Annotated in this window: 22 protein-coding genes, 1 tRNA gene and 2 pseudogenes; 19 read left to right on the plus strand and 6 right to left on the minus strand. The window is 46.0% G+C overall.

Features of this window, described 5'->3' with window-relative positions; all coding sequences use genetic code 11:
* Window positions 1-136 precede the first annotated feature (136 nt).
* The 4 genes from ABUA31_RS12605 to ABUA31_RS12620 all read left to right on the plus strand — a co-directional run bounded on the left by ABUA31_RS12605 (window position 137) and on the right by ABUA31_RS12620 (window position 5,772).
* Window positions 137-207: transfer RNA gene (locus ABUA31_RS12605), tRNA-Trp, on the plus strand.
* A 301-nt stretch (window positions 208-508) separates the two neighbouring features.
* Window positions 509-1,621 carry a metallophosphoesterase family protein gene (locus tag ABUA31_RS12610; protein ID WP_349818268.1) on the plus strand — a complete coding sequence of 371 codons (1,113 nt, stop codon included), beginning with the start codon at window positions 509-511 and terminating at the stop codon, window positions 1,619-1,621.
* Window positions 1,622-1,623: 2 nt separating this feature from the next.
* Window positions 1,624-3,297 carry an ATP-binding protein gene (locus tag ABUA31_RS12615; protein WP_055273560.1) on the plus strand — a complete coding sequence of 558 codons (1,674 nt, stop codon included), beginning with the start codon at window positions 1,624-1,626 and terminating at the stop codon, window positions 3,295-3,297.
* Window positions 3,298-3,324: 27 nt separating this feature from the next.
* On the plus strand, window positions 3,325-5,772 hold the full coding sequence (locus ABUA31_RS12620; RefSeq protein ID WP_055273558.1) for a hypothetical protein: 2,448 nt from the start codon (window positions 3,325-3,327) through the stop codon (window positions 5,770-5,772).
* 218 nt (window positions 5,773-5,990) lie between these two features.
* Here ABUA31_RS12620 and ABUA31_RS12625 read toward each other — a convergent pair whose 3' ends face one another.
* A complete protein-coding gene (locus tag ABUA31_RS12625; protein WP_055273556.1) occupies window positions 5,991-7,928 on the minus strand; it encodes an ABC-F family ATP-binding cassette domain-containing protein in 1,938 nt (645 codons plus the stop codon).
* Between the two features lie 238 nt (window positions 7,929-8,166).
* On the opposite strand from ABUA31_RS12625, the gene ABUA31_RS12630 reads away from it, so the two are divergent.
* The 12 genes and pseudogenes from ABUA31_RS12630 to ABUA31_RS12685 all read left to right on the plus strand — a co-directional run bounded on the left by ABUA31_RS12630 (window position 8,167) and on the right by ABUA31_RS12685 (window position 18,895).
* Entirely contained in the window at window positions 8,167-9,963 is a 1,797-nt protein-coding gene (locus ABUA31_RS12630) for a RelA/SpoT-related domain-containing protein (protein WP_015533093.1), read from the plus strand.
* 18 nt (window positions 9,964-9,981) lie between these two features.
* Complete coding sequence (locus ABUA31_RS12635; RefSeq protein ID WP_349818269.1) at window positions 9,982-11,031, plus strand: FAD:protein FMN transferase; 1,050 nt, start codon at window positions 9,982-9,984, stop codon at window positions 11,029-11,031.
* A 9-nt stretch (window positions 11,032-11,040) separates the two neighbouring features.
* Window positions 11,041-11,409 carry a NusG domain II-containing protein gene (locus ABUA31_RS12640; RefSeq protein ID WP_349818270.1) on the plus strand — a complete coding sequence of 123 codons (369 nt, stop codon included), beginning with the start codon at window positions 11,041-11,043 and terminating at the stop codon, window positions 11,407-11,409.
* A complete protein-coding gene (locus tag ABUA31_RS12645) occupies window positions 11,399-11,956 on the plus strand; it encodes a Gx transporter family protein (protein ID WP_349818271.1) in 558 nt (185 codons plus the stop codon). Before ABUA31_RS12640 ends, ABUA31_RS12645 begins: the two co-directional genes overlap by 11 nt.
* A 219-nt stretch (window positions 11,957-12,175) precedes the next feature.
* Window positions 12,176-13,501 (plus strand): electron transport complex subunit RsxC, encoded by a 1,326-nt coding sequence (rsxC, locus tag ABUA31_RS12650; RefSeq protein ID WP_015533097.1) that lies wholly within the window; start codon window positions 12,176-12,178, stop codon window positions 13,499-13,501.
* Between the two features lie 12 nt (window positions 13,502-13,513).
* Window positions 13,514-14,446 (plus strand): annotated as a pseudogene (locus ABUA31_RS12655) (RnfABCDGE type electron transport complex subunit D); the annotation flags it as partial.
* Between the two features lie 87 nt (window positions 14,447-14,533).
* Window positions 14,534-15,139, plus strand: a complete 606-nt coding sequence (locus ABUA31_RS12660) for an RnfABCDGE type electron transport complex subunit G (RefSeq protein ID WP_278319453.1) — start codon at window positions 14,534-14,536, stop codon at window positions 15,137-15,139.
* Window positions 15,139-15,780, plus strand: a pseudogene (gene rsxE / locus ABUA31_RS12665) (electron transport complex subunit RsxE); the annotation flags it as partial. The gene ABUA31_RS12660 and the pseudogene rsxE, both read left to right, overlap by 1 nt.
* 617 nt (window positions 15,781-16,397) lie before the next feature.
* Complete coding sequence (locus ABUA31_RS12670) at window positions 16,398-16,970, plus strand: electron transport complex protein RnfA (protein ID WP_015533099.1); 573 nt, start codon at window positions 16,398-16,400, stop codon at window positions 16,968-16,970.
* A gap of 13 nt (window positions 16,971-16,983) precedes the next feature.
* The gene (locus ABUA31_RS12675) at window positions 16,984-17,769 is read left to right on the plus strand and encodes an RnfABCDGE type electron transport complex subunit B (protein ID WP_015533100.1); all 786 of its coding nucleotides are present in this window, start codon (window positions 16,984-16,986) and stop codon (window positions 17,767-17,769) included.
* Window positions 17,770-17,810: 41 nt separating this feature from the next.
* The gene (gene nrdR, locus ABUA31_RS12680) at window positions 17,811-18,278 is read left to right on the plus strand and encodes a transcriptional regulator NrdR (protein ID WP_015533101.1); all 468 of its coding nucleotides are present in this window, start codon (window positions 17,811-17,813) and stop codon (window positions 18,276-18,278) included.
* Entirely contained in the window at window positions 18,275-18,895 is a 621-nt protein-coding gene (locus ABUA31_RS12685) for a YigZ family protein (protein WP_015533102.1), read from the plus strand. The genes nrdR and ABUA31_RS12685 overlap by 4 nt, the downstream gene beginning before the upstream one ends.
* Here ABUA31_RS12685 and ABUA31_RS12690 read toward each other — a convergent pair.
* Genes ABUA31_RS12690 through ABUA31_RS12705 form a run of 4 tightly spaced genes read right to left on the minus strand, consistent with a single transcriptional unit; the run spans window position 18,846 to window position 21,927 of the window.
* Window positions 18,846-19,835 carry an ABC transporter permease gene (locus ABUA31_RS12690; protein ID WP_055144867.1) on the minus strand — a complete coding sequence of 330 codons (990 nt, stop codon included), beginning with the start codon at window positions 19,833-19,835 and terminating at the stop codon, window positions 18,846-18,848. The two genes, ABUA31_RS12685 and ABUA31_RS12690, sit on opposite strands and share 50 nt — an antisense overlap.
* A gap of 18 nt (window positions 19,836-19,853) precedes the next feature.
* On the minus strand, window positions 19,854-20,969 hold the full coding sequence (locus ABUA31_RS12695) for an ABC transporter permease (protein WP_349818272.1): 1,116 nt from the start codon (window positions 20,967-20,969) through the stop codon (window positions 19,854-19,856).
* A 19-nt stretch (window positions 20,970-20,988) separates the two neighbouring features.
* Window positions 20,989-21,654, minus strand: a complete 666-nt coding sequence (locus ABUA31_RS12700) for an ATP-binding cassette domain-containing protein (RefSeq protein WP_349818273.1) — start codon at window positions 21,652-21,654, stop codon at window positions 20,989-20,991.
* Window positions 21,655-21,927 (minus strand): hypothetical protein, encoded by a 273-nt coding sequence (locus tag ABUA31_RS12705; RefSeq protein ID WP_015533105.1) that lies wholly within the window; start codon window positions 21,925-21,927, stop codon window positions 21,655-21,657.
* A gap of 181 nt (window positions 21,928-22,108) precedes the next feature.
* On the opposite strand from ABUA31_RS12705, the gene ABUA31_RS12710 reads away from it, so the two are divergent.
* The 3 genes from ABUA31_RS12710 (at window position 22,109) to yajC (ending at window position 25,593) form a co-directional block, all read left to right on the plus strand.
* Window positions 22,109-23,755: a S1C family serine protease gene (locus ABUA31_RS12710; protein ID WP_349818274.1), complete on the plus strand. Its 1,647-nt coding sequence runs from the start codon at window positions 22,109-22,111 to the stop codon at window positions 23,753-23,755.
* Window positions 23,756-24,065: 310 nt separating this feature from the next.
* Complete coding sequence (gene tgt / locus ABUA31_RS12715; RefSeq protein WP_349818275.1) at window positions 24,066-25,196, plus strand: tRNA guanosine(34) transglycosylase Tgt; 1,131 nt, start codon at window positions 24,066-24,068, stop codon at window positions 25,194-25,196.
* Between the two features lie 22 nt (window positions 25,197-25,218).
* A complete protein-coding gene (yajC, locus tag ABUA31_RS12720; RefSeq protein WP_015533108.1) occupies window positions 25,219-25,593 on the plus strand; it encodes a preprotein translocase subunit YajC in 375 nt (124 codons plus the stop codon).
* Between the two features lie 35 nt (window positions 25,594-25,628).
* Here yajC and ABUA31_RS12725 read toward each other — a convergent pair whose 3' ends face one another.
* Entirely contained in the window at window positions 25,629-26,546 is a 918-nt protein-coding gene (locus ABUA31_RS12725) for a PHP domain-containing protein (RefSeq protein WP_022216212.1), read from the minus strand.
* Between the last annotated feature and the right edge of the window lie 219 nt (window positions 26,547-26,765).

Below are 26,765 nucleotides of genomic sequence, written 5' to 3' on the forward strand. Positions count from 1 at the left end.
CGAGGACTTATCCTTAGAGGTTTCTAAGAGATAAGCTTTAGAAGATACCTCTTTCTGTGTGAAATTCTGAAGGTACAGAATAAAACGTACCGGGAAAATTTAACGCTGCAGCAGGTGTTAAATTTTTTCTGTATATAGGGGATTGGTCAAATGGTATGATAGGAGTCTCCAAAACTTTTGGTGGGAGTTCGATTCTCTCATCCCCTGCTAGACAGGCGTCAGAAACCTTGTAAAACCAAGGCTTCTGGCGTTTTTTGTTTGTGAAAAAACAAAATCCGTAATAATTACGGAACGAAAATCAAGGAGCAATATACTTCATGTATGAACTTAAGAGACAGTTTTCTGCTATTGAATACAGAGAGAAAACACATGTGTATCAGACAGGAGGTATATGATATGATGTAGACAGGGTCCGCGGCATATGCCGTGGACTTTATTCTTTATGAGCAAATTTTTACGTAATATGTTAATATAGAAAAAGAATAGAGATGACTGAGGTTGAGAAACTATGAGAATAATACACTGTGCGGATATCCATCTTGATTCAGCCGTGAGTGCACATCTTGGAAGAGAAAGAGCCAGAGGCAGAAGAAATGAGATACTTAACACATTCAGGAAAATATTCGGGTATGCTGCAGAGAATGACGTGCAGGCGGTAATAATAGCGGGGGATCTCTTTGATTCAGAGACAGTGTCTGCCACGACGATAAATGTTGTTCTGGGGGAGATAGCGAAGTATGCTGACATAGATGTGTTCTATCTGAGGGGAAATCATGACCCGGATGAAAGCTTATTTGCTGGGCGGAGACTCCCAGAGAATCTGTATTTATTCGGAGATGAGTGGACGCAGTATCAGCTTAAGGGATCACATATAGTGATCGCGGGCGCTGTGCTGAATGACGAAAACTGCAACAGCATATATGATGAACTCGAACTGGATGAGAACGATATAAATATTGTCACACTCCACGGACAGGAGCAGGAATATGGCAGGGCTCGCAACATGAATGATGTATGCCTGAAGAAACTCAGGGGAAGAGGCATAGATTATCTGGCACTGGGACATGTGCATGGAAGAAAGCTGGAAAGTCTTGATCACAGGGGAGTCTATTGCTATCCGGGATGTCTGGAGGGCAGGGGCTTTGACGAGTGTGGTGAGCATGGATTTATGATGCTTGACGTGGATGAGAGGAAGCATATGGTTGAGACCGAATTTGTGCCATTTGCCTATAGAAGGCTGTTCGATGTGGAAGTGGACGTGACAGGGGCAGAGTCAAGCTCTGATGCGGCGGACATGATCGCAGACAGACTGTATCAGGAACTGCCGGGGACCATGGAAGATGAGTCCAGGGACATGGTGAGGGTATCCCTCACAGGCGCGGTAAATGTTGAGAGCGAGATAAACACGGATTATCTGACTAAGCAGTTTCAGGATTCGTTCTACTATATGGAGATCTTGGATCACACGGATTTTCAGGTGGATTACATGAGGTATGTGAATGATGCGTCCCTCAAGGGCGAATTCGTGAGGAAGGTCATGAGACAGGATATGAGTGAAAATGACAAGGCATATGTGATCCAGACAGGACTCAGGGCTCTTTCGGGCGAGGAGATATTTTAAGTATGAGATTGATATCTTGTTATATAGATGGATTTGGCAAATTGAATAACATGGAAGTCCAGTTCGAGGATGGGATAAATACATTTGTCCAGGATAATGGCTGGGGCAAGTCGACTCTTGCTGCTTTTATCCGGGTCATGCTGTATGGCTTCGACGGTGAGACGAAGAGAAATGACATTGAGAATGAAAGAAAAAGATATCGCCCGTGGTCGGGGGCTGCCTATGGCGGAGAACTGGTATTTGAGAGCAGGGGCAGAAACTACAGGGTTCAGAGGACATTTGGCGCGAAGAAGAGCGATGACAAATGCGTGATATACGACGAGGCGACTCATGCTGTGACAGGAATGTTCACGGATAAGCTTGGGGAGGAGCTGTTTCATGTGGATTCTGCGTCATTTGTGAGAAGTATGTACATAGGGCAGGATGACTGCCGGACCTGGGCGACGGATGGGATAAGTGCTAAGCTTGGTAATATCGCTGACAGCACGGATGATATAAGCAATTATGAGAATGCCAGACAGATACTGAAGAATGTTATAAACAGGCAGTCGCCAACCAAGCGGACGGGGGAACTGTACAGGAGAAAATATGAGCTTGATGGGATGCGTGAGCAGGTCAGGGAGCTTGATGGAATAGACAGAAGTATAAATGAGCTGAATAAAAATATCCGTGAGATAGAAATGCAGAATCAGAACCGGATGAGGCGGCAGAGACAGAAAGCCGTTGTAAAGCATGAACCGTTGAAGCCGGAATCAGCGAAGCCAGAGGCAGATAATGCAGAAAAACTAGAAAACATTGGAAGTAGCGTAAATAATAAAAAACGTGGCAGTAAATATATCATGACAGGATTTTGTGCGTTGATCGCAGCACTTTTATCTCTGGGAATGTGGAAATTTATGCTTGGAATAGAAGAACCTGACGATATGGCTATGATTATATTTGTTGTATGTGCAGGTATGTTTTGTGTACTCGGAATCTACTACATTATACGCGGGATAAATGAAAAGATTAGGCACAGGAAGAATAAGGTGGAAGAGCCGGGGGATGCCGCTGATGATACCAGATCGGACGGATCAGATGATATATATACAGCCGATGACGAATCCGATATGGATGAGGAGATGTCGGTCTATATGGCAGAAAACATGAGACTTGGCGAGTATGCCAGGGAACTGGCGGAGCTCAAGCTTCGAAGACAGGAGATAGCTGCTGTGAAGGCATCGTTGGCGGATAAGAAAAAGGCTTTGGAAGACGATCTGCACAGATACGAGCTCAACGTAAAGGCGTACGAGCTGCTGGGGGAGGCCAGGGATACATTTGCAGTGGGACATTCGGTGCCGGTCATGGAGGCATTTGACAGGTATTATGAGTGCGTTACAGGAGAGCATGCAGGAAATGTACAGGCGGCCCCGGATATGACAATCAGGTACAGAGAGCAGGGAATGTACAGGGATTCTCAGACCTTGAGCTCGGGACTGGCGGATATCCTCGGAGTGTGTGTAAGAGTTGCAATAGTGGACAGCATGTATCAGGATGAAAAGCCGATGCTCATAATGGATGATCCATTTGTCAATCTTGATGACAGAAATATGGCGGGGGCGAAGAAATTTGTGGGGAAAATATCGGAAAAATATCAGATATTGTATTTTACATGCAGCCAAAATCGTGTACTATAGATACATAATAAATACTCAGGAGGAAGTATGTTGCGAACAATAAGGAAGGGATTGTATAAGTCGAATAACGTAAGATTTCTTGCTCTGCTCATCGCTGTGGCATTTGTTCTGCTGACGGAGATGGCGTGTGTGGGGAACATGACGGCCAAAGCGGAGACTGCAGGGGATGTGGCTGCATCTGTATATGCGGATACGGAGGCTCCGGGGGTGGCGACGCCTACCAGCGTGGTGGAGAAAACAGCACTTAAGATGAACAGCAGTACATACGTGTTTACGAACTCCACCGATGGCATGTTCAGACTCAGCTTTGCGGAGGGCGAGAGTTACTTCATTGGTTCAGGTGAGGACAGTGATACACTTATCACATATGCACTGATAAGATATAACTCCAAGTTTTATCTTGTCGCAGCGGATGACAGCGATGCAAATGTGCAGTATAACGGAAGCTACACAGACACCAGCTTTGAGATGCTGAAGTCAGCGAATTATAATTCTTCAAGCAGATATGTCAACATGAGCGTTAAGAGCGGCAATACCATAGAGCTCAAAAAGTTTACATTTGCCAGGGACTATTCTGTAGCTCTGACAGGATATTACAATGGAGTGTATTATAGCGAGGGCAGTCCGGCGACAGGACTGTTCACAAGATCCGGGTACTGTGATTACTTTGTGAGTGGCAAGGCTGTTGTGGGAGATGGCTGGTACAAATATGGCAGCAGTTCACCGGCAGGGGAGCTTGTTGACGCGGATATATCCGGAAGCATGTCTGGAAATGATGTGAAGTATATCCAGCTTTTTGATGGGCATGTTGTGAGCGCTTATCACGGCAATTATTTCTACAGCTATAATGGAACAGTCAGGATCACCGTCAAGAATAAGGCGGTCATGGTAAATAATATAAAAGTCCTGTTTGACAAGAATGGAAATGCGTACAAGGGACTCAGAACAGAAAATTCCAGAGTGTACTACTACGAAGCGGGTATTCCGGTCAAGAACGTGGTGAAGCAGTTTGGAGAAGACTATTATTACTTTGGAAGTGACGGCGCTGCGGTGAGATCGACCTGGATCACATCAGGAAACTGCGTGTATTATTTTGCGGTGGACGGCAAGGCAGTAAGGCGGATGCAGTCGGGAAGACTGTACCAGTATTCGTCGGGAAAATGGACCAGTACGGCAACCGGTGTATACGAGGTAAACAGAAGATATTATTACTTTGTGAACGGTGCGAAGAGCAACGTCACGAAGTGGTATGAGATCTCAAGGGATAAGAAGTATTACATAAGAAACGGAGAGGCAACCTATTTTGTACAGGTGGACGGCATAAGATACAGATGTCAGAAGGTGGCGAGCGAGGGCGGCTGGACGGCTGCGGTGAATGCGTGGATACCTTCATTTGGACATGTTGTGCTCCACACGGACAGCACGGGAATATCTGATGCGATATATTACAGATCGACACATACTGTATCGGGATATGCAGACACGTACAGAGTATTCTCGAATAACAGATGGATAGTAAAGAAGAATTCTGTGGTGAGACTGCAGGACAACTGCAGTTACTTTGGTAAAACAGGTAAGGCTGTCAGAACAAAGGGCTGGCAGACGATTAGTGATTACAGTGCGGCTTATGTAGGCGATGAGGGAACTGTAACTGAATATGTGTATTATGACGAGAGTACAGGATATTCCGAGTACAGAAGTGGCAAGCTGCTCAACGACAAGTCTGAGGGTCTTAAGAACGCCAAGATCAACAACAAGAAGGTGTATTATTTCAGCGATGCAAATGGACGCTGCAGTAAACTCACGAAGATAGTAGTGGGTGATGTGGAGTATGAATTTGACAGTTGGGGAAGATGCTTCAAGACAGATTCGATAAGCTGGGATTTTGATGAATGGATGAAGAGGGTTGTCAATGAATATCTGGGCAAGACAGGAATCTACTGCAATGTATTTGTGGCAAATGCGCTTAGATACGCAGGCAGCAGCACTCCGGGAAGTGATATGTCAGTCAAGTACACTGACTTTGCAAATGGCGGATTCGTGATCAGTTCATCAAATATATGCTCAGACTGGGCACTCCGCAAGGTCATCGCCAAGGCGATTCTGGCGCAGAATGGAAGCTGGGGTGAGGCGACGGATTACGAGCTCACAGCGGACAGGGAGGACTTCTCATACGATGTGCTCCTGCCTGGTGATATAGTTGTCTACTATACGAATGGAGAGCCGACCCATGTCGGAATCTATTTTGGAAAGTTCTCTTCAGCGACTGCACTTAAGCAGTATCTGAGAAAGCTTGGAGTTCCGGCTTCGGCATGTGAGGCATATGTGCATGACTGGGGTTCTAACAGCGGAAATAAGCCTGAATACTGGATCATTCAGGGTGGAATGGGCAGCAGCGATCAGGTCTATATAAGCAATTCTGCATATGATCTGTCGGGACAGTATGCCATGAAGATAATTCATGTGAGACATTAGAATGTAGAGAGATTGACATAAATGTACAGGGAACTGTGCATGAGACATGTATGAACAATAGATGTACAGGAGACTGTGCATGATAACAAAGAAAACACCATATATGAATACGGTGAGTGGATACCTTATATGGATCCTCTTTGCTGTAGTCGTATATGGTGTTTTTGGTATTTGTTGATATAGTTAAGTCTGCAGGTTTGACATGAGCGATTCCGCCATCAGTCCTCCTCGGACAGTTCCTCCCATTTCGTGTAGAGCTCGTTGAGTTCTGTGTCGGCTTCGTTCCTCTGCTTTGTGAGGTCGTTCAGCAGACCGACATTTGTGGCGTTCTCAGGAAGAAGAAACTGTTCATCGATCTCTGCGATCCTGTTCTCAAGTTCCTCGATGGATGTCTCAAGCTTCTTCAGGTCATTTGCCTTCTTGCGCTGCCTTGCCGCCTCAGCTTTGCTTTCCTGCCATGAGAGCTTGGCCTGTGAGACAGCGGGAGCGGTCTGGGCCGGTGCGTCAGAGACTCCGCTTATTGGAGTGAATGGACTTACTAAATCTGTGGAATACGTTCTGTGGGTCTCGTAGTAATCGTAATTGCCTATATAGCTTGTGAGCTGTTTGTCCCTTAACTCGATGATCCTTGTGGCCGTCTGGTTGATGAAGTATCTGTCGTGGGATACATACAGGACAGTGCCGGTGTAGTTCCTTATGGCATTCTCCAGTATCTCTTTTGATGTGATATCCAGGTGGTTCGTCGGCTCATCCAGAATAAGAAAGTTGGCGGAAGAGAGCATCAGTTTGGCAAGGGACACACGTCCACGCTCGCCACCTGACAGATCCTGTATCCTCTTGAACACGTCCTCACCTGTGAAGAGGAATGCCGCAAGGACATTACGGATTCTGGTGTTGGACAGATCAGGGTAGGCGTCGCTTATCTCATCGAATATGGTGTTGGACATCGTGAGTACCTGATGTTCCTGATCGTAGTAACCGATCTTGACGCGTGATCCAAGTATGATAGCTCCGGCATCTTTGGATACAAGCCTGTTGATCATCTTCAGTATGGTTGTCTTTCCGGTTCCATTTCCACCTATCAGGGCGACGTGTTCGCCACGTTTGATATCCATATCTATTCCAGAGAACAGATTATTGTCGCCAAATGATTTGGAGAGTCCTTCAATCGTAAGAACATCCTCGCCGCTTAAGACATTTGGCTCAAGAGTGATCCTCATCTCGGATGCAACCTCGGTTGGCTTGTCGAGACGTTCTATACGTGAGAGCATCTTCTCACGGCTCTCTGCACGTTTGATGGACTTCTCACGGTTGAACTGCTTGAGCTTCGTGATGACCTCCTCCTGATGCTTGATCTCCTGTTGCTGGTTGAGATATGCCTTCATCATGTTCTCACGGATCTCTGCACGCTTTTGTGCGAAGTAGGTGTAGTTGCCATTGTATACCTGGCTGTGGCCATTGTCGAGCTCGACTATCTTGGTCACGATCTTGTCGAGGAAATAACGGTCGTGGGAGACGATGATGACGCTTCCCTGGTAGGATGACAGGAAGCCCTCAAGCCATGAGATGGATTCCATGTCCAGATGGTTTGTCGGCTCATCGAGGATGATGATATCCGGCTTCACCATGAGGAGTCTGCCGAGTGCAAGTCTTGTCCTCTGGCCACCGGACAGAGAGTCCGTGTGGCGGTCATAATCCTCCTTGGAGAAACCTAGTCCTTTGAGAACTCCATTTGCCTCGCTCTCACAGCTATAGCCGTTCTTATATTCGAATTCGTGGGTGTAGCGGTTGTAGAGCTCCAGAGATCTCTCGAGCTCCTCACCGGTCTGTTCAGCCATGGTGTGTTCCAGTTCGCGCATCCTGTCCTGAAGCTCAAGGATAGGCTTTAGTGCATCCATCATGACACCGCGGACAGTAGTGTTGTAATTGTTCTCCTGATACTGGGACAGATAGCCGATGGTTCTGTCCTTTGACACTATGACCTGACCGGAGTCAGCACTTTCCTCACCCATTATTATCTTGAGAAGAGTGGTCTTGCCGGCGCCGTTTATGCCGACTATAGCCATTTTCTCCTTTTCCTCAAGATGAAAAGAAATATTGTCCAATATAACATCTGTGCCAAATGCTTTGCAGATGTTCTGACAGTCTAAAATCATAATTTAACCTCTCATTTGTGTTCTAGCCTTTTAATTATATATACAAGCCTTTACTTTCGCAAGAAAATGGAGTGGATTTTATACTATAAGGGTGGAATTGCACTGTTTTTTATAAAATGTTCATATTATTTTAAGCAAAATACACAATTATTGTGATATACTAGATAAAGATATGCGTGGATATAGGAAAGACGCCGCAGGGCGGATTGATATATAATTACAGAAAAGGAATGATGGAATGGATTATAGCATCTATGACTATAATAGTGACGAGAAGCTTCTTCAGGAACAGGAGATAGAGGAGATCAACAATGTGAAGATGAGTCTGCTCAACACTCTTGTCACGAAGCTGAACAATGCGGGAATATATTTTAACAGTACATCGAGAATCAAGTCAGAATCGTCACTTCTGCACAAGCTGGAGACTGGTAAATACTCCATGCAGGAAGGTGGAAGAAAGATTCAGGATATCATAGGTATACGAATCAACCTGTTCTATCTGGAGGACATGGATATATGTGAGAAGATACTTGAGGAGACGTTTCTTCTGGACAATTGGTCCAAGACGAAGAATGAGGAGAACAAATTTGAGGCACAGAAATGTAACGGTGTGTTCAGGATACCGAGCAAATATCTGCGAAACATACCTGCAAGTGTGTGGAACAAGCCATTTGATCAGACATTTGAGGTACAGCTCAGGACGGTGCTCTTCGAGGGTTGGCATGAGATAGAGCATGAGATGAGATATAAGTATAAGCTGGGTTCTGATTCCAAGGAGACCGATCTGTGGACTGGACATGAGGATCTGTCCAGAGTCATGAACAGTATCATAGCCAATCTGGAGCTGTGCGACTGGTCTATCATGCAGATTTTCAATAGTATTCACGACTCACAGTACAAGGAGAAGAACTGGGAGAATGCCATAAGAAGCAAATACAGGCTCAGGATCACGCAGGATCCGCTTAAGCCTGAGCTCAGGGAATATCTGGACAACAATCCGGATATCGTGGCGCAGTTCCACACTGTGAGCAAGCGCGAACTGGTTGAGATTCTGCTCAACAAGAAGTATCACAAGGAGCTGACTCCTGACAGAGTTATTTATCTGATCAACAAGGAGATAGTCCACAACGAGTATATATCAAGGCTGCTTGACAAGGAGCAGTTCGTTCCAGCGGTAAGACCAGAGGTGAAGACTGAGATAAAGCCTATGGTTCCGAATGTTGTGTACAGCCACAGGGTAGGAATACCTGCGGCGGGTTATGACAAGGCGTGTGAGATCATATACAAATGGGTCAGAGAGCACATCAGTATGGTGTTCCCACAGATGCCCGAGGAACTCACGAGTGTGGATTATTCCACCATAGGATATAAGGTATATATAACATATGAGGCCGGTGAGTTTCATATGGATTTCCAGCACATAAGCAATTCAGAGGCTGGTGTTATATGGCATGTGACAGTGGATATGGTGAGTGCCGGGGATATATATGATGTGAATGTGGAGAACATATGTGAGACCATCAACGTCAAGGAGAGAAGATACAGCAGGCCAAAGTTCATGAAGGATATGTTCAATCAGGTTGGCTTTGTAGACGCCGGGATAGTCATGGAGGAGGGATCAAGCCCTGAGGAGATCAGCTATGACAAGCTGAATGCGATTGTTGAGAGCCCTGACAGATATATGCCGATCATAGTCATAGTGAAGCCGGATGAGATACCGGACTGGGCGATAGACTGTGATGGATATATACTCAGAACGGATATGCTGAAGAAGACCCTCAACGGTTTGTGTCATGTATATCTGTGCAGTGGAGACTGCAAGAAGCGCTACGAGGAGGAGTACGGTAAGGAATCCGTGGATGGTGGAGTTATGATGTGGGAGAAGAACAGTAACTACCCGATATTCTACTCCATGGATATCATCAACCAGAGCTTCTTCGAGGAGGTAAACCACAGCATCAATGAGAATGTGGAGTACGAGAAATCCTTCAGATATTCGCTGAGAGAACAGGTTCACGACGAATATCTGAAATAACACAGAGGTAGGCAGACCATGAAGAAATGGTACAGGATAGCAGCCGTAGTGGTTGTCATGGTGGCTGTGATTGCTATGGTCATCATATCAGGCGTGAGACGGTCAGGTGAAAGTGAATATACAAGGAACACGATCACCATGGGAACGGCTGCGTCATTTACAGTGTATGGAAGCCATGGCAGTGAGAATATAGACGGGATGCTGAAGCTCATAGACAGCCTGGACAAGGATGTGCTGTCATGGCGCTCAGCAGACTCTGAGATATACAGGGTGAACACCACATATAAGCCTGATGAGGATATCACGGTGAGCAGCGAGCTTGCGGGTGTGTTGAAGCAGACGCTTGACATATCGAGGGCTCATGACGATCTGCTGGATATCACCATACGGCCTTTGGCGGATGTGTGGGGGATAGAAGATGGCAGGACAGAGATTCCATCACAGGCGGATATAGACAGTGCACTGAGGCTGGTGGATGTGTCAAAGGTAAGTGTGGATGGCGATACGTTAAGGATATCAGAGCATGGTATGATGCTTGATCTGGGAGCAGTCGGCAAGGGATATGGCTGCGACATGGCAGCAGAGTATCTCAAGGGTACTGATGCGGCCGGTGCATGTGTGGCCCTGGGCGGAAGTATAGTTGTGTACGGAAGCAAGCCTGATGGTACAGACTGGAAGGTCGGTGTCAAGGATCCGAGAGCCGGAGCGGGAACGACCATGGGTGTCATAAGCTTTGGCGATGGGGAGACGGCATTTGTATCCACATCGGGAGATTATGAAAAGTATTTTGAGCAGGATGGCAGGAGATACCACCACATACTTGATCCCCGGACAGGATATCCGGCATGGAATGGCACTATAGCGGCCACGGTAGTGTGTGATAACGGACTGACCAGTGATGCCTTGTCCACACTGTGCATGCTGATGGATAAGGATAAGGCTATGAAGACCATTCAGGAGTATGGTGCGGAGGCCGTCATCATAGATGAGGATAAGAATGTGTATGTCAGTGAAGGCCTGAAGGACCGATTCACCATAACGGCAGAAGACTATAAATTGGCAGAGTGATGTGAAGATATGGCAGGATGGTTTAGAAAAAAAGATCTGATATTGTGTGGAGTCCTTTTAGTAGCGGGAATTATATGCTGGCTTGTCATGCGGCTTGTGCTTCCGACGGGCAATACCGCGGATGTGTATATAGATGACAAACTGGTGCAGAACATAGACATGACAGTCGACGATACCTATGAGTTCAACACGGACAGGGGAAGCAACACTGTTGTGGTTGAATCTGGGAAGATCAGTGTCGGTGATGCGGACTGCCCGGATAAGGTGTGTGTGAATATGGGCTGGAAGAGCAGGAGAGGAGAGACTATAACCTGTCTTCCGCACAAGCTTGTCATAGAGATACAAGGTGGCAGGGAAAGAGATATAGATGTGCAGTAGAGATAAAAATGATCAGAAAAGTTCAGAGACGGCGGTGGATAGAATGCATGGCTGGAGTACAAAAAGGATCACATACACAGGTATGTTCGTGGCCATAGCCATGGTATTTTCCTATCTTGAATCCATGATCCCGGTGAATATAGCTGTTCCGGGAATCAAGCTGGGACTTGCAAATATGGTCACCATAGTTGTCATGTACAGGCTGAGGATATCAGATGCGTGGATAGTGTCACTGGTGAGAGTGGTGCTGTCGTCGCTGTTGTTTGGCAATATGACGGTTATGGTATACAGCATGGCGGGAGCGGTGTTGTCACTTCTGGTCATGACGCTTTGCAGGAAAAATGATCTGTTTGGTCTCCTTGGAACGAGCATACTAGGCGGAGTGAGCCACAACGCAGGGCAAATAGCAATGGCAGCACTTCTCATGAAGAGTGGCAATATCATGTTGTATATGCCGGTGCTGTGCATATCGGGAACTATAGCCGGTGTGTGCATAGGCCTGGCGGGAACCATGCTTGTCAGAAAGCTTCCGTCCATAGAATATTAGAATGATATCCGAATGAATTTATAAATGATCACATGTAAGATACAGAAAAGACATAAGTGTCTATATCTTATATGTGATCGTTTTTTATGCGGATAAGCAGAAGAATTTCCATATTTTAAAATGATAATATATCCCCATTTAGGTTGTTTTTGAGGGCTTAAAGCGTTATTATATAGGAAGATTTTTTTAATAAAAATATATAAGGAAAAGAGGTAGAACATGGGTTTGTTAACATTTCTGGGCGGAATTCATCCATATGAAGGCAAAGAATTGTCAATGGAAAAGCCTGTCAGAGAATACCTTCCAAAAGGTGACTGCGTGTACCCGCTGAGTCAGCATATAGGGGCACCGGCCACACCTATAGTGAAGAAGGGCGACAGAGTCCTGGTTGGTCAGAAGATTGCGGAGACCAGTGGCTTCGTGTCAGCAAATATACATTCATCCATATCGGGAAAGGTCAAGGCAATCGAGCCGAGATATGTGCCTGGTGGATCAAAGGTTGAATCAATAGTTGTAGAGAATGATGGCCTGTTTGAGGAGATCGACTTTGCAGCAAATGTAAAAGATCTGTCCACTCTGTATAGAGAGGATGTGAAGGAGATCATAAAGGAGGCCGGAATAGTAGGAATGGGCGGCGCCGGTTTCCCTGCAAATGTCAAGCTGTCCCCGAAGAACGAGGATGCGATCGACTACATAATAGTAAATGGCGCAGAGTGTGAGCCATATCTTACTTCGGATTACAGAAGGATGATGGAGGAACCGGACAAGCTGATACTGGGACTTGAGATATGTATCAATCTGTTTGATCATGCAAAGGGAATCATCGCTATAGAGGATAATAAGCCTGAGGCAATAGAACTTCTCAGGGATAAGGTAAAGGACAATGACAAGATCGAAGTCCATGTGATGAAGACCAAGTACCCTCAGGGTGCCGAGCGTCAGCTCATATATGCTAACACTGGAAGATATGTCAACTCCAAGATGCTTCCAGCGGATGCTGGATGTATAGTTCACAATGTTGATACCATCGTGTCCATATATGAGGCAGTTATAGAGGGAAGACCACTCTACACAAGGATAGTCACCATAACAGGTGATGCCATAGAGAATCCATGCAATCTTATGGTAAGGATAGGAACAAACTGTCAGGAGCTTATAGAGGCTGCGGGTGGATTTAAGGATGGTGTGGTTCCTGAGAAGGTGATCTCAGGTGGTCCTATGATGGGAAAGGCACTTTTCTCATTGGATGTTCCTGCAACCAAGGGAGTGTCGGCACTGCTGTGTATGACACATGACGAGGTGGCAGACCTTGAACCGAGCAACTGTATCAGATGCGGACGCTGTGTTGATGTGTGTCCGGGACGTATTGTTCCTTCGATGCTTGCTTCACTGGCTGAGCATGGGGATACAGAGGGATTCCTTGCTCACAACGGAATGGAGTGTTGTGAGTGTGGATGCTGTTCGTATGTGTGTCCGGCGAAGAGACATCTGACACAGACCATTGCGGGAACAAGAAAATCCATCATTGCGAATAAAAAGAAGTAGGAGGTGTACACATTGGATAATACATTTAAGATTTCGTCATCTCCACATGTCAGAGATAAACGAAGTACACAGAGCATTATGCTGGATGTGATCATTGCTTTGCTTCCGGCAACCGTATTTGGAATCATCAACTTCGAGCTGAACGCTATGATACTTATACTCACATGCGTGGTCTCATGCGTGCTGTTTGAGTGGCTGTACCAGAAGATGATGAACAGAAAAGTAACCATAAGCGATCTCAGTGCAGTTGTAACAGGACTTCTTCTTGCACTGAACCTCTCACCGGATGTACCGGTGTGGATGGCGATACTCGGAAGTGCATTTGCCATTATAATAGTTAAACAGCTCTTTGGAGGACTGGGATTCAACTTCATGAATCCAGCGCTGGGCGCAAGGTGTTTCCTTCTCATATCATTTGCAGGAAGAATGACATCATTCTCGTATGATGGTGTGACAACTGCTACACCTCTTGCAGTGCTCAAGAACACAGGGGATCTGGCAAATGTCAATGTACTCAATATGTTTCTTGGAAATATACCGGGCACCATAGGTGAGACATCAGTTGTATGTTTACTTGTTGGTGCGGCTTATCTTCTGATCAGAAGAGTTATAAAGCCGGTTATTCCATTTACATATATAGGAACATTTGCGGTGCTCATTATGATATATGCGGTTGCATCGGGTAGAGGTTTTGATCTTACATTCCTCGCAGCACACCTGTGCGGTGGTGGTCTGATGCTTGGAGCATTCTTTATGGCAACTGACTATGTTACATCACCTATCACACCTGCGGGTAAGGTTGTGTTTGGTGTGATACTTGGTATACTCACATTCTGTTTCAGAATATACGGAGGATCAGCAGAGGGCGTATCATATGCGATCATATTCTCCAACCTGCTTGTGCCACTCATTGAGAGATGGACACAGCCGAAGAGCTTCGGAGAGGGCGCAGAGCTTGCAGCCCAGGGTGACACAGCCGGAACAAAGTCCAAGATGGACACAAAGTCGATTGTTATAGCAACTATAGCAATCATGATAATCACAGTCATAGCAGGATTTGCACTGGCTTATGTATATAAGATCACAAAGGATCCTATAGCAGTTACAGAGCAGAAAGCAAAGGAAGAGGCATATAAGGCGGTATTCGATGATGCGGATTCGTTTGACAGCTATGCTGACTTTGATGCCGATGCGGCTGCAAAGATCCTGTCAGATGCCGGATATAACGCAGATATAGATGAGATCGTGGAAGCAAAGGGCAGCGATGGTTCAGTACTTGGATATGTTGTGACTGTCACATCACATGAGGCGTATAGTGGAGACCTTCAGCTTGCCATGGGAGTCAGAGCGGATGGAACGACAAATGGAATTTCATTCCTGTCACTCTCAGAGACTGCAGGACTTGGTATGGAGGCTGATACAGACAGTTTCAAGTCACAGTTCGCAGGCAAGAAGGTCGACAAGTTCCAGTACACCAAGTCAGGTGCCACAGTGGACGAGGAGATAGATGCCCTGTCAGGAGCTACCATCACAACAAATGCGGTTACCAATGCGGTGAATGCGGGACTTGAGTATGTGAAGTCCATAAATGGCGGTGCTGCTGATTCATCTGCAGCGTCGAACGGAGGTGACAAGTAATGGGAAAATGTACAGAGCGTTTATATAATGGTATTGTGAAAGAGAACCCGACCTTCGTACAGATGCTTGGAATGTGTCCGACACTTGCGGTTACATCATCAGCCATCAATGGCGCAGGAATGGGACTTACGACCACATGTATCCTGGTGCTCAGCAACTTCATGATCTCAGCACTCAGAAAGGTTATACCTGATAAGGTCAGAATACCATCATTTATAGTTATCATAGCTTCGTTTGTTACTATCATACAGTTTCTGCTGCAGGCGTACCTGCCATCACTCAACAGCAGCCTTGGACTGTATATACCACTTATAGTTGTAAACTGTATCATCCTTGGTCGTGCCGAGGCATATGCTTCCAAGAACAAGGTACTTCCATCTATATTTGATGGACTTGGAATGGGCCTTGGATTTACAGTTGGCCTTACACTTATAGGAATGTTCAGAGAGCTTGTCGGAAAGGGCTGTGTATTTGGATTCCAGATACTTGGAGATGGCAACTTACTTCAGAACTCATCGGGAATTATAAAGGGTATAGGCAATGCACTCAGCCTGTACACACCTATAACAATATTCGTACTTGCACCTGGTGCATTCTTCGTGCTTGCATTCATCATAGCATTTATCAACAAGAGAAATGCAAAGAAGGCAGCCGAGGCACTGGCAAATGGAGAGGAGATCCCGGCAGCATGCAGACCGGACTCATGTGCAGGCTGTATCAATGCAGCATGTTGTGGCAAGCTGGTTTCAGAGACTCCGGCTCCTGTAAAGGCAGCAGAGGCTCCGGCGAAGCCTTCAGCGGATGCAAAACAGGTTAAGAAGCAGGAAGAGACACCTGCAGCGGCAGATAAGGATGCAGCAAAGAATACAGCGCCAGAGGCTGACAAGCCAGATGAGGCGAAGAAGGATGAGCCAAGACTCAGCCCATATGCACCGACCAGAGAGTCAGTCCTCGCCGACATAAAGCTTGTTCCGAATGCGACAGGAAAGATGCTTAAGGAGCATGCTGAGGAAGTTCAGCAGGAAAAGACGCCAGATGAGGAGCAGCAGACTGTTACAGAGACTCAGTCAGACAGTCAGGACGATCTCCAGAATGAGAAGTCAACAGAGCAGCCAGCAGCAGAACAGGAAGTAGCAGACAAAGTGGCAGCAGAGCAGCCAGAACACTCTGCAGAGAACGAGCCAGCAGATTCCGACATAAAGCTCAAGGAGACAATGGCTCATATAAAGAAGAAAAAAGGAAATGGAGGTAAGAGATAATGAATATTTTATTGTTAGCCATCGGAGCGGCACTTGTAAATAATGTTATCCTCAGCCAGTTCCTCGGACTGTGTCCTTTCCTTGGAGTGTCCAAGAGTGTCAACACAGCAACCGGAATGGGAGCAGCGGTTGTGTTCGTCATGACCATAGCTTCATTTGTCACCAGCGTTGTGTATTACGGCATACTGAGAAGATTCGGACTTGAGTACCTCAACACCATAGTGTTCATCCTTGTGATCGCAGCACTTGTACAGTTTGTTGAGATGTTCCTCAAGAAGAAGGTCAAGTCGTTGTATGAATCACTTGGAGTTTACCTTCCACTGATCACGACCAACTGTGCCGTGCTTGGTATCGCTCTCTCAAATGTACAGAGCGGTTACGGTATACTTGAGAGTACCATCAACGGATGTGGCTCTGCAGTCGGATTTACTATAGCCATAGTGATACTTGCAGGAATCAGAGAGAGACTTGAGCACAGCCCTATACCTGAGGCGTTCAAGGGAACCCCTATAGTTCTCATCACATCAGGTCTTATGGCGATCGCGTTCTTCGGTTTCTCAGGATTGATATAAGGAGGGTGCGGATATGACAGGAATATTGATAGCTGTGGCAGTCGTCGCAGGCGTAGGTATTGTGATAGGTATCCTTCTGGGTGTCGCAGGAGAGAAATTTAAGGTAGAAGTAGATGAGAAAGAAATAGCAGTAAGAGAGCTCCTTCCGGGAAATAACTGCGGTGGATGTGGTTATCCGGGATGTGACGGACTGGCAGCGGCCATCGCCAAAGGTGAGATGCCGCCATCAGCGTGTCCTGTTGGAGGCGAGGCAGTGGCAGCGAAGATCAGTGAGGTCATGGGCGTGGAAAACGCTGAAAATACAAGGTATGTGGCATTTGTCAAGTGTGCAGGAGATTGCGAGAAGGCGAAGGATGTATACGAGTATGTTGGACCAAGGGACTGTAAGCTGGCACAGAACAATCCAAACAGCGGTCCTAAGGCATGTACATATGGATGTACAGGTTATGGCTCATGTAAGGCAGTATGTGAGTTCGGGGCTATTGACATTATAGATGGAATTGCGGTAATTAATAAGGAGAAGTGTAAGGCATGCGGCAAATGTGTCACAGAGTGCCCGAGACACTTGATAGAGCTGGTTCCATATGATGCAGAGAGACTTGTCAGATGTAATTCCCATGACAAGGGTCTTCAGGTCAAGGCAGCCTGCAGCGCAGGATGTATCGGATGTACACTGTGTGCAAGGAACTGTGAGGCTGGAGCCATCACGATAGACAGAAACCTTGCTCACATAGATCCGGAGAAGTGTACAAATTGTGGTGCATGTAAGGCCAAGTGCCCAGTAAAGATAATATCGTAAGAAGGCCCCGCCGAAGGTGGGAGATATAAGGAGAAAATTATATGAGATGCCCATTTTGCTCAGCAGATGATACAAAGGTTATCGATTCCAGACCAGCGGAGGATGGAAGTGCGATCAGAAGGAGAAGACAGTGTGACGCCTGTGGTAAGAGATTTACCACATATGAGAAGGTGGAGACCATACCTCTCATAGTCATCAAGAAGGACAAGAACAGAGAGACTTATGACCGTTCCAAGATAGAGTCAGGTGTCATAAAGTCATGCCATAAGCGTCCGGTTTCAGCGGAAGCAGTCACAAAGTGCATAGATGACATAGAGAACACCATCTTCAACATGGAAGTGAGAGAGATAGAGAGCACGACCATAGGTGAGATAGTCATGGATAAGATCAAGGATCTTGATCAGGTAGCCTATGTAAGATTTGCATCAGTGTACAGAGAGTTCAAGGATGTGAATACATTTATGGATGAGCTGGGCAAGCTGCTCACCAGCAATTCGGAGAAGCGATGATAGAGACATACAACACGATATTACAGGAGGGGCAGGACGAGATAGTCGAGAAGAAATCACGATTCATCGGCTATGCAGTCCCTGTGTCCTCGGAGGAAGAGGCATATGCCTTTGTCGAGAAGATCAGGAAGCAGCACTATGATGCAAGGCACAACTGCTATGCATTTGCCATAGGCAGCGAGAATACATTGCTAAGATTCTCTGATGACGGAGAACCGCAGGGAACGGCTGGAAAACCCATCCTGGAGGTTATCACGGGAAATGCGGTGGTTAATATATGTATAGTGGTTACAAGGTATTTTGGTGGAACACTGCTCGGAACAGGTGGTCTTGTGAGAGCATACACCGAGGCAGCCAAGCTTGCATTGTCTGATGCGGGTATACATAAGATGCAGCTTATGAAGCTGGTGAAGATAACCACGAACTACAACGATTCGGGTAAGGTACAATATCTTCTCAGCAACAGTGATGCACTGATAGACAGTACGGATTACACTGCAGATGTGTGCTTCAATGTGGCGGTGCCGGCTGACAGCTATGGATGTCTGGTAAAGCAGATCACAGAGTCTACATCTGCGAGAGCATTGATAGAAGACTCAGGAGAAGAGTACAGATGATGATGAATGGCAGAGCTATAGTAAATATCTTATAGCGCCTGAATATCACTCTGAATATGAGTGCAGCAGCAAGGCTGATGACTGACACTGCGGCGATATGCAGCAGGACATTGAGACAGCCATTGGTGCCGGAATATATGATCAAGGATATAAAGCTGATAATGGCAGCGGGAATAATTCCCGCTGCTATATTTTTTACACAGAATCCGGCTTTTTTTCTGGAGGAGAGGATAGAGTAAGCCCCACAGTCCAGATCCCGGAGATAGTTCTGAAGTCCCAGGAGAGAACACACGAACAAAGTTATGTAAACCAATATTTCCACAGGAAAATTGTTTGGCGCAATATCTGTCGATGCCGTGTATTTTCCGGTGAGTCCGCTCTCGATGGTGAAAATGTCCTCATTTTCGATATATCCCTTAAATCTATCACTGATGTATTCTGACATCTGGGTCTCGTCGTATGGGACATTTGCCAGATAACGATCCTGGAGCATACATACAGACATGTCTGCCGCATATGCATACAGGAGGGCGGCATACACGGATTCTTCGGACACAGACTGGAATGAGCTTCCATCGGTTGTATACACGGTTATGTGGCGCTTCCCGTCAGAGTGGATCATTGATTCACTGAAACCATCAGGAACCATGTACGCGGAGTCGATCCTGCCGGATGCTACATCATCCTTCATGTCTTTCAGGGATTCATAGTGCCTGAAGGTAAATCCCGTGGATGTCGATGTGAGATACGACAGGAAAGCATCCGTGTGTTCGTCAGAACTTTCAATATACACGCCGGACACGATCTCGGTGCTTTGCTTTCTGGCTGGCAGAAAGCTCACAGCGATCAGCACAGCGGGGATGACCAGCAGAACGACGATCATGGCGGGACGGCACAGTATTCTCTTTATAAGTAAGTTTATCTGTCTTATATGGTTCATAGATGTATCTCCGTAAATTTATGATAAATATATGCACAGTGTCTGCACAATCTTATTGAGCAGCGATCCATGGCATATATCCTTTGCAAAGTTTGGAAGCATGGCTTCCGGTATGAATAAGCCGCTCACATAGGCCAGTATGACAGTGACTACAGTGAGAAGCAGTGTGCAGCCGTGTATCCCTGCGGGAACCAGACTTATGAGCAGCGTATATACCGCGACACATGTAGCTATGACGATTCCGAATAGTATCCCGCTCATGTGGATATTTACATGCAGTTCATCGATAAACAGTGAGGCCAGGGCGAGAGCCATGTATACAGTTATATAAAGGATATACAGCCATATGAACATGGATATGAAATTGCTGACATTGCGTCTGACTTTGCCAATTCCCTGTGACCTGAGCTTTGTTATGTAAGAGGCTGGGAGGTCGAGCAGGAATGGGAAGAAAACAACGCTGCACAGCATCATCATGAGAAGGACCGCCGCACTTATGTAGAAGTCGGTGGTATTTGCTGCTCTGGTTGCATTTATCTTGTCGACGGTGAAGTTGGCAGTCCTGTCAAGAACCTTCGTCATGAACATGGCATTTACATCGTTGCTGAGCGTGTCCTGAATATCCTCGGGAAGCTCCATGTTCCTTCCTATCTCCTGAACCGAATATATGGCCGCCTGGGATATGCCAAGCATGGAGGAGGTGGAGCGGAAGAGGTCATTCAGCACAAATGTATCGATGGACCGGTTGTCAGAATAGTATACCTCGACAGGTGTGTTCGTTCCGTCCATGATGTCGCTTATGATATTGTCAGGGACGTAGATCACAGCGAACAGGTCTCCGTCAGAGAGCCTTGAAAGGGCTGTATCCTTGTCTGAAAATTCTGTGAATACACATGATGAGTGGTAGCTGTCCATATCAGATATCGTGTTGTATGCCATCTGTGCGGTTTTTGAATCTGCACTCATCACGATTCCGATTGAAAGTGGTTCGGAGCGGTCATCAGAGTAGATGAAAGAGTTCGCGTTTAACGCAAGACACAGGAAAACCGTCATCATGACAAATGCTGCGACTACCATGTATATTCCATAATGAGCTATTCTTTTCAAATCAGTTCGTATAAGTCGGTAAAACATAAAACTCCTTTAGATAAAGCTATGATCTGATCAGATTGATGTAGGTTTCAGGTGAGGTGTATCCGGGTGAGATATTTCTGTCTATGGCCAGTTGGATGTGTCCATTTTTCAGTGTGTATATCTTGTTGCATATATCCAGCGCAGATGTCTCATGTGTGGCGATGATGACACTTCCTCCATGTGATATGTAATTCTGGAGATAGCTCAGTATCCCGTTCTTGCATAGAAGATCAAGCGAGGCCAGAGGTTCATCGAGAAGAAGCAGATCCGGGTCAGATATCATCGTGATGGCAAGGCTTAGCCTCTTCTTCATTCCACCTGAGAGCTTTGAGACACGTTTGTCCAGAAATGAATCCACACCGAGAGACTGACATATGCTCATATTGTGGGAGTTCATGACTGTTTTCCTGCTTCCGGGGTGCCACAGTCTGATGTTGTCAATGGCTGTGAGTTCCGGTATGAGTGGATTGTCCTGTGGGAGCAGAGCAGCATTTGCCTGACAGTCGAAACCGAAGCACCCTGAGTCTGGCTTTATGTTTCTGGATAGTATTCCCAGCAGGGTGGATTTACCCGATCCGTTGATTCCCAGAAGGGCGATACATTCACCTGGGGATATGGACAGTGACACATCTGTCAGAATTTTATTTTTGCCGTAGCTTTTGCTCACTGAAGAGACAGAAAACATCTAGTATTCCTCCTCTATTACCTGAAAATCAAGGTAGTCAAAATCTATATCCTCCACAAAGTTATCCGCTGTGAATCTGGTTCTGGCGTGGTGGATAAACTCATCCTTATTCTTCTTAAGCCACACCGGCTTTGCCAGGTCAAACTCGTAGCACATATCCTCAAGGGCTTTGTATACCTTGTGGGTACGCGTCATCTCGTAGTCGGATATGCATATCACGGTATCCTTCATGAGGTGGTTATCTTTTATAAGTTTTCCCCATACTCTAAACATATATTATCCTCCATAAGGGTTATTTGAGATCGTACCTGACTAGTATATAACATTTGTGCACAGAATTAAAACAATAAAGACACAAATATGACACATTTACTGCGTATAGTAACAACTGTAAGAAAGAGAAAGGTACCGATTACAGGAATTAAGATAATAAAGATGCGAAAGGATGATAGAGATGGAACAGGAAAACAAGAACCAGATGAATGGAAATAGTGGTCAGGCACCACAGCAGGATGGTCTGTATCATTACAGCTATATGAACAATAGAGGAGATTCAAGATTTGACAGACCTTCAACAAATGCTTCACAGCAGACACAGAATGTTCAGGGAACACAGTCAGCGCAGAACAATCAGACAGCCGGTGTACAAGGCTCGGCACAGAACGCTCAGACTGCCGGCGCACAGAGTTCATCGCAGAATGCTCAAACAGCCGGTACACAGAACGCTTCATATTCAGGCTTCCAGAGAAATGTAAATGGCATGGAAGCATGGTATGACAGCCAGAGAATGAATCAGGGTTATCAGAATCAGGCAGGCAATCCAATGAACAATATGGGAACGGGAAAGCCTTCAGATAACAATATGAGACAGAAGAAGGCAAAAGATAAGAAGCCAAAGAACAGGAAGAGCGGATTTGGCAAGAAGGCAGCAGGTGTGGTTGCAGCGGCTGTTGTATTCGGACTTGTGGCAGGCGTTGTATTCCAGGGGGTCAGATATGGATCGGATAAGCTTCTCGGCAAAGATTCGCAGACCACAACAGAGCAGAGTGCTGAGGGTTCAACAGAGAACAATGCACCACAGCTCAAGCAGGCATCATCAGACACGACAAGTACAGTGTACGATGTGTCAACGGTTGCCAAGAAGGTTATGCCTTCCATCGTATCGATCACAGGAACATACGTAACAACATATGATTACTGGTTCAATTCATATCAGCAGGAGTCAACAGGAGCCGGTTCAGGTATCATCATCGGCAAGGATGACCAGTACCTGTATCTTGCAACTAATTATCATGTGGTACAGAATGCTAAGTCACTGTCAGTTACATTTGTCGATGACAAGAGTGCAGATGCGGTGGTAAAGGGATACGTTGAGAACAATGATATAGCAGTTGTCACAGTTAAGCTTTCGGACATATCGGATGACACTTTGAATGAGATAAAGGAGATTCAGGTAGGTTCATCGGATGATCTTGCAGTTGGTGATCCGTGCGTGGCAATCGGAAATGCACTTGGATATGGACAGTCAGTTACAGTTGGATATATAAGCGCACTTAACAGAGAGATAAGTGCTTCAGATGAGACAGTAAAGGTACTTCAGACAGATGCAGCCATCAACCCTGGTAACAGTGGTGGTGCCCTTGTCAACATGCAGGGCGAGCTGATCGGTATCAACACAGCCAAGTATTCAGATACAAGCGTTGAGGGTATGGGCTATGCACTTCCTATATCAGATGTACAGGATATAATCAATGATCTGATAGCAGGCAAGAATGTGTCAAATGATGGAACAACATCAGGACAGGCTTACCTCGGTATATCTGCCCAGACCATCACAAGCCAGTACGCACAGCTCCTGAACATGCCTGAGGGTGTATATATCTCATCAGTTGAGCAGGGTTCAGCAGCAGAGGAGTGTGGACTCCAGTCAGGAGATATCATTTGCAGTCTTGACGGTGAGGACATAGCAGATATGGAGACATTCCATGACAAGATCGTGGCCTGCAATCCTGGCGATAAGGTAACTATCGTATACTACAGAAACAACAATGGTAACTACGAGAAGCAGACTGCTACAGCTACGCTGAAGGAGAAGCAGTGATAAGCCAGATAATTCAGTGGTGATTTAGCACGGAGCTAACAGGACTGAAAGCCTATAGATTGATATAACGGCACCTGTAAGTGAAATTACAGGTGCCGTTTTGTATGTAAGATATGTGGCTGTCAAAATTGTAATCTGCCTGCATTGTATCGGAAGTCCTCGTATTCATCCGGTATGCGGTCAAGTTCGGCGGTAAATGCCTGTGGATTGTAAATTTGCTTGCAAATATACTTTAAATGGTGCATTATTAAGAGTACGCTTAAGTATAGCGTAAGATTCGGAAAAATGAAAAAGAAAGGTTTACATAACAATGTACAAAATACTTTGTAAGGATGGAAGGGCAAAGAGAGCTGAATTTCAGACTGTTCACGGAACAGTGCAGACACCTCTGTTCATGAATGTTGGAACGGCAGCAGCCATAAAGGGAGCTGTGGCAACAACGGATCTTAAGGACATAGGATGTCAGATCGAGCTGTCAAATACATATCATCTCCATGTGAGACCTGGGGATAAGATAGTCAAGCAGATGGGCGGTTTACATAAGTTTATGTACTGGGACAGACCGATACTCACTGATTCAGGCGGATTCCAGGTATTCTCCCTGGCGGGACTCAGGAAGATCAAGGAGGAGGGAGTAACCTTCAATTCCCATGTCGATGGACGCAAGATATTCATGGGACCTGAGGAGAGCATGCAGATACAGTCGAATCTGGCATCTACAATAGCCATGGCATTTGACGAGTGTGCCCCTGCACTGGCTGACAGACAGTATGTGGAGAATTCTGTTGCGAGAACAGCCAGATGGCTTGTCAGATGTAAGAATGAGATGGAGAGACTTAACAGTCTGCCGGATACGATCAACAAGAATCAGCTATTGTTTGGAATCAATCAGGGTGCCATATACGAGGATATCAGAATAGATCACGCCAAGAGAATCAGCGAGCTTGATCTTCCGGGATATGCCATAGGAGGACTTGCAGTAGGAGAGACAGCAGAGCAGATGTACCACATACTCGATGTGACCGTTCCGTATCTGCCTGAGGACAGACCGACATACCTCATGGGTGTTGGAACCCCTGCAAATATACTTGAGGCGGTCGACAGAGGTGTTGATTTCTTCGATTGCGTATATCCATCCAGAAATGGACGACACGCCCATGTGTACACGAAGCATGGCAAGATGAATCTCAAGAATGCGAGATTTGAGACAGACGACAGACCTATAGAGGAGGGCTGCGGATGCCCTGCATGCCAGCACTACAGCAGAGCGTACATCAGACACCTGCTCAAGGCAAATGAAATGCTCGGTATGAGATTTTGCGTCTTGCATAATTTGTATTTTTATAATAATATGATGAAAGAAATCAGAGAGGCTATTGAAGAAGGAAGATATCAGTCATATAAGAAATCGATGCTTGAGAGCCTTGCTGGTGGAGAATAGTAATCAAAAAGGAGATCAGAGAATGAATTCACTTTCAACAATTTTATCATCGTCAACAGGAACACAGGCCAGTGGCGGTTCATCAGTTATGTTTATTGTTGTATATATTGCCATATTTGCTGCAATCATTTACTTCATGATGATCAGACCACAGAAGAAGCAGAAGGCCAAGACAGACCAGATGCTTTCACAGATGGAGCCTGGTGATAATATCATGACAACCAGTGGTTTCTACGGAACCATCCTTGATGTGGTTGATGATTCAACTATCATCGTAGAGTTTGGTAACAACAAGAACTGTCGTATACCGATGCACAAGAGCGCTGTTGCAGAGCTTGAGAAGCAGGGATCATCAACAGTCACAGATGATGATAAGGATAAGAAGTCAAAGATATAATAAAGGTATCATCAGAGTAAATAAAAAAGCGGTCATTATACAGTGACCGCTTTTTTTATATCCTGAAATACAGCTTCCGTGATCCGAAGGCCGCCCCTTCCGGTTCCCACGGATATGTCGGGTTTGGCTGCGCCGTGGAAGTCGGAACCTCCTGATATGAGGAGCCCGTGTTTTCTGGCGATCTCCCTAAGCCTTCCGGATTCATAGGCATTGTTGGAAGAGTGGTAGACCTCAAGCCCTGAAAGGCCATATGGCTTCAGTTCTTCAAGCATGTCCTCTATCTGTTTATATCCAAATCCGTATATGAGGGGGTGGGCGATGAAGGCAGCCTTGCCGTAGGTTCTTATGAGTCTTATGGCATCGGCGGCCGGTATGTCTGGTGTTGGAATGTAATATTTGCATTTCTTGCCCAGATACTTTTTGAACGCCTGGTTCATGTCCCTGCATACGCCTTCGGCTATGAGAATTCTGGCAAAATGAGCTCTTGTGACGACAGTATCAGGATTGCCATGCTGCAGCTTCTCCATGGTCATGTCTATTCCGTCGGCGCGGAATCTCTCACACATCTGCTCGTTTCGATCGTATCTGGCCTGTTTGATGGCGGCAAGACGGGAGATGAGCTCAGGGTTCTTGTAGTCCATATAGAAGCCCAGAATGTGGATCTCCACACCGTTGTAGATGGCTGACATCTCTATGCCGGGAACTACCTCGATATGATGGTCACTGCTGTCAGAAAAGCCAGAGCAGTTGGTGGAATCACTGTTCTGGATCGGAGGAAGAGTGCTGTTCCAGTTATCTGCATATGTGATTGCATCTGCTACGCCGTCCACTGTGTCGTGGTCGGTTATGGCGATCGCTGCAAGATTCCTGTCAATGGCAAGCTGGCACACCTCTGATGGGGTGCAGGAGCCGTCGGAAGCGGTGGTGTGAAGGTGCATATCTATAAATCTCATGTTGAAAACCTCCGTTTTTATTTTTTATATCATGTATCTGAGCAGCGCCTGAAGCGGCGCATGTCTGGGGGAAATGTGCTCTGACAGAAGTATTGTATATCAGATAAATACATATGTTCAAGTGAATATTGTTACGGTCAAATGATATAAGCGGACATATGAACCCTGACAACTGTGCCTTGTTAAAAACTTTCTCAATAAGGCGCGCTGTACTTGATA

This window comes from Coprococcus sp. RTP31081st1_H1_RTP31081_211007, from assembly GCF_040227275.1.
Taxonomy (GTDB): Bacteria; Bacillota; Clostridia; order Lachnospirales; family Lachnospiraceae; genus Coprococcus; species Coprococcus aceti.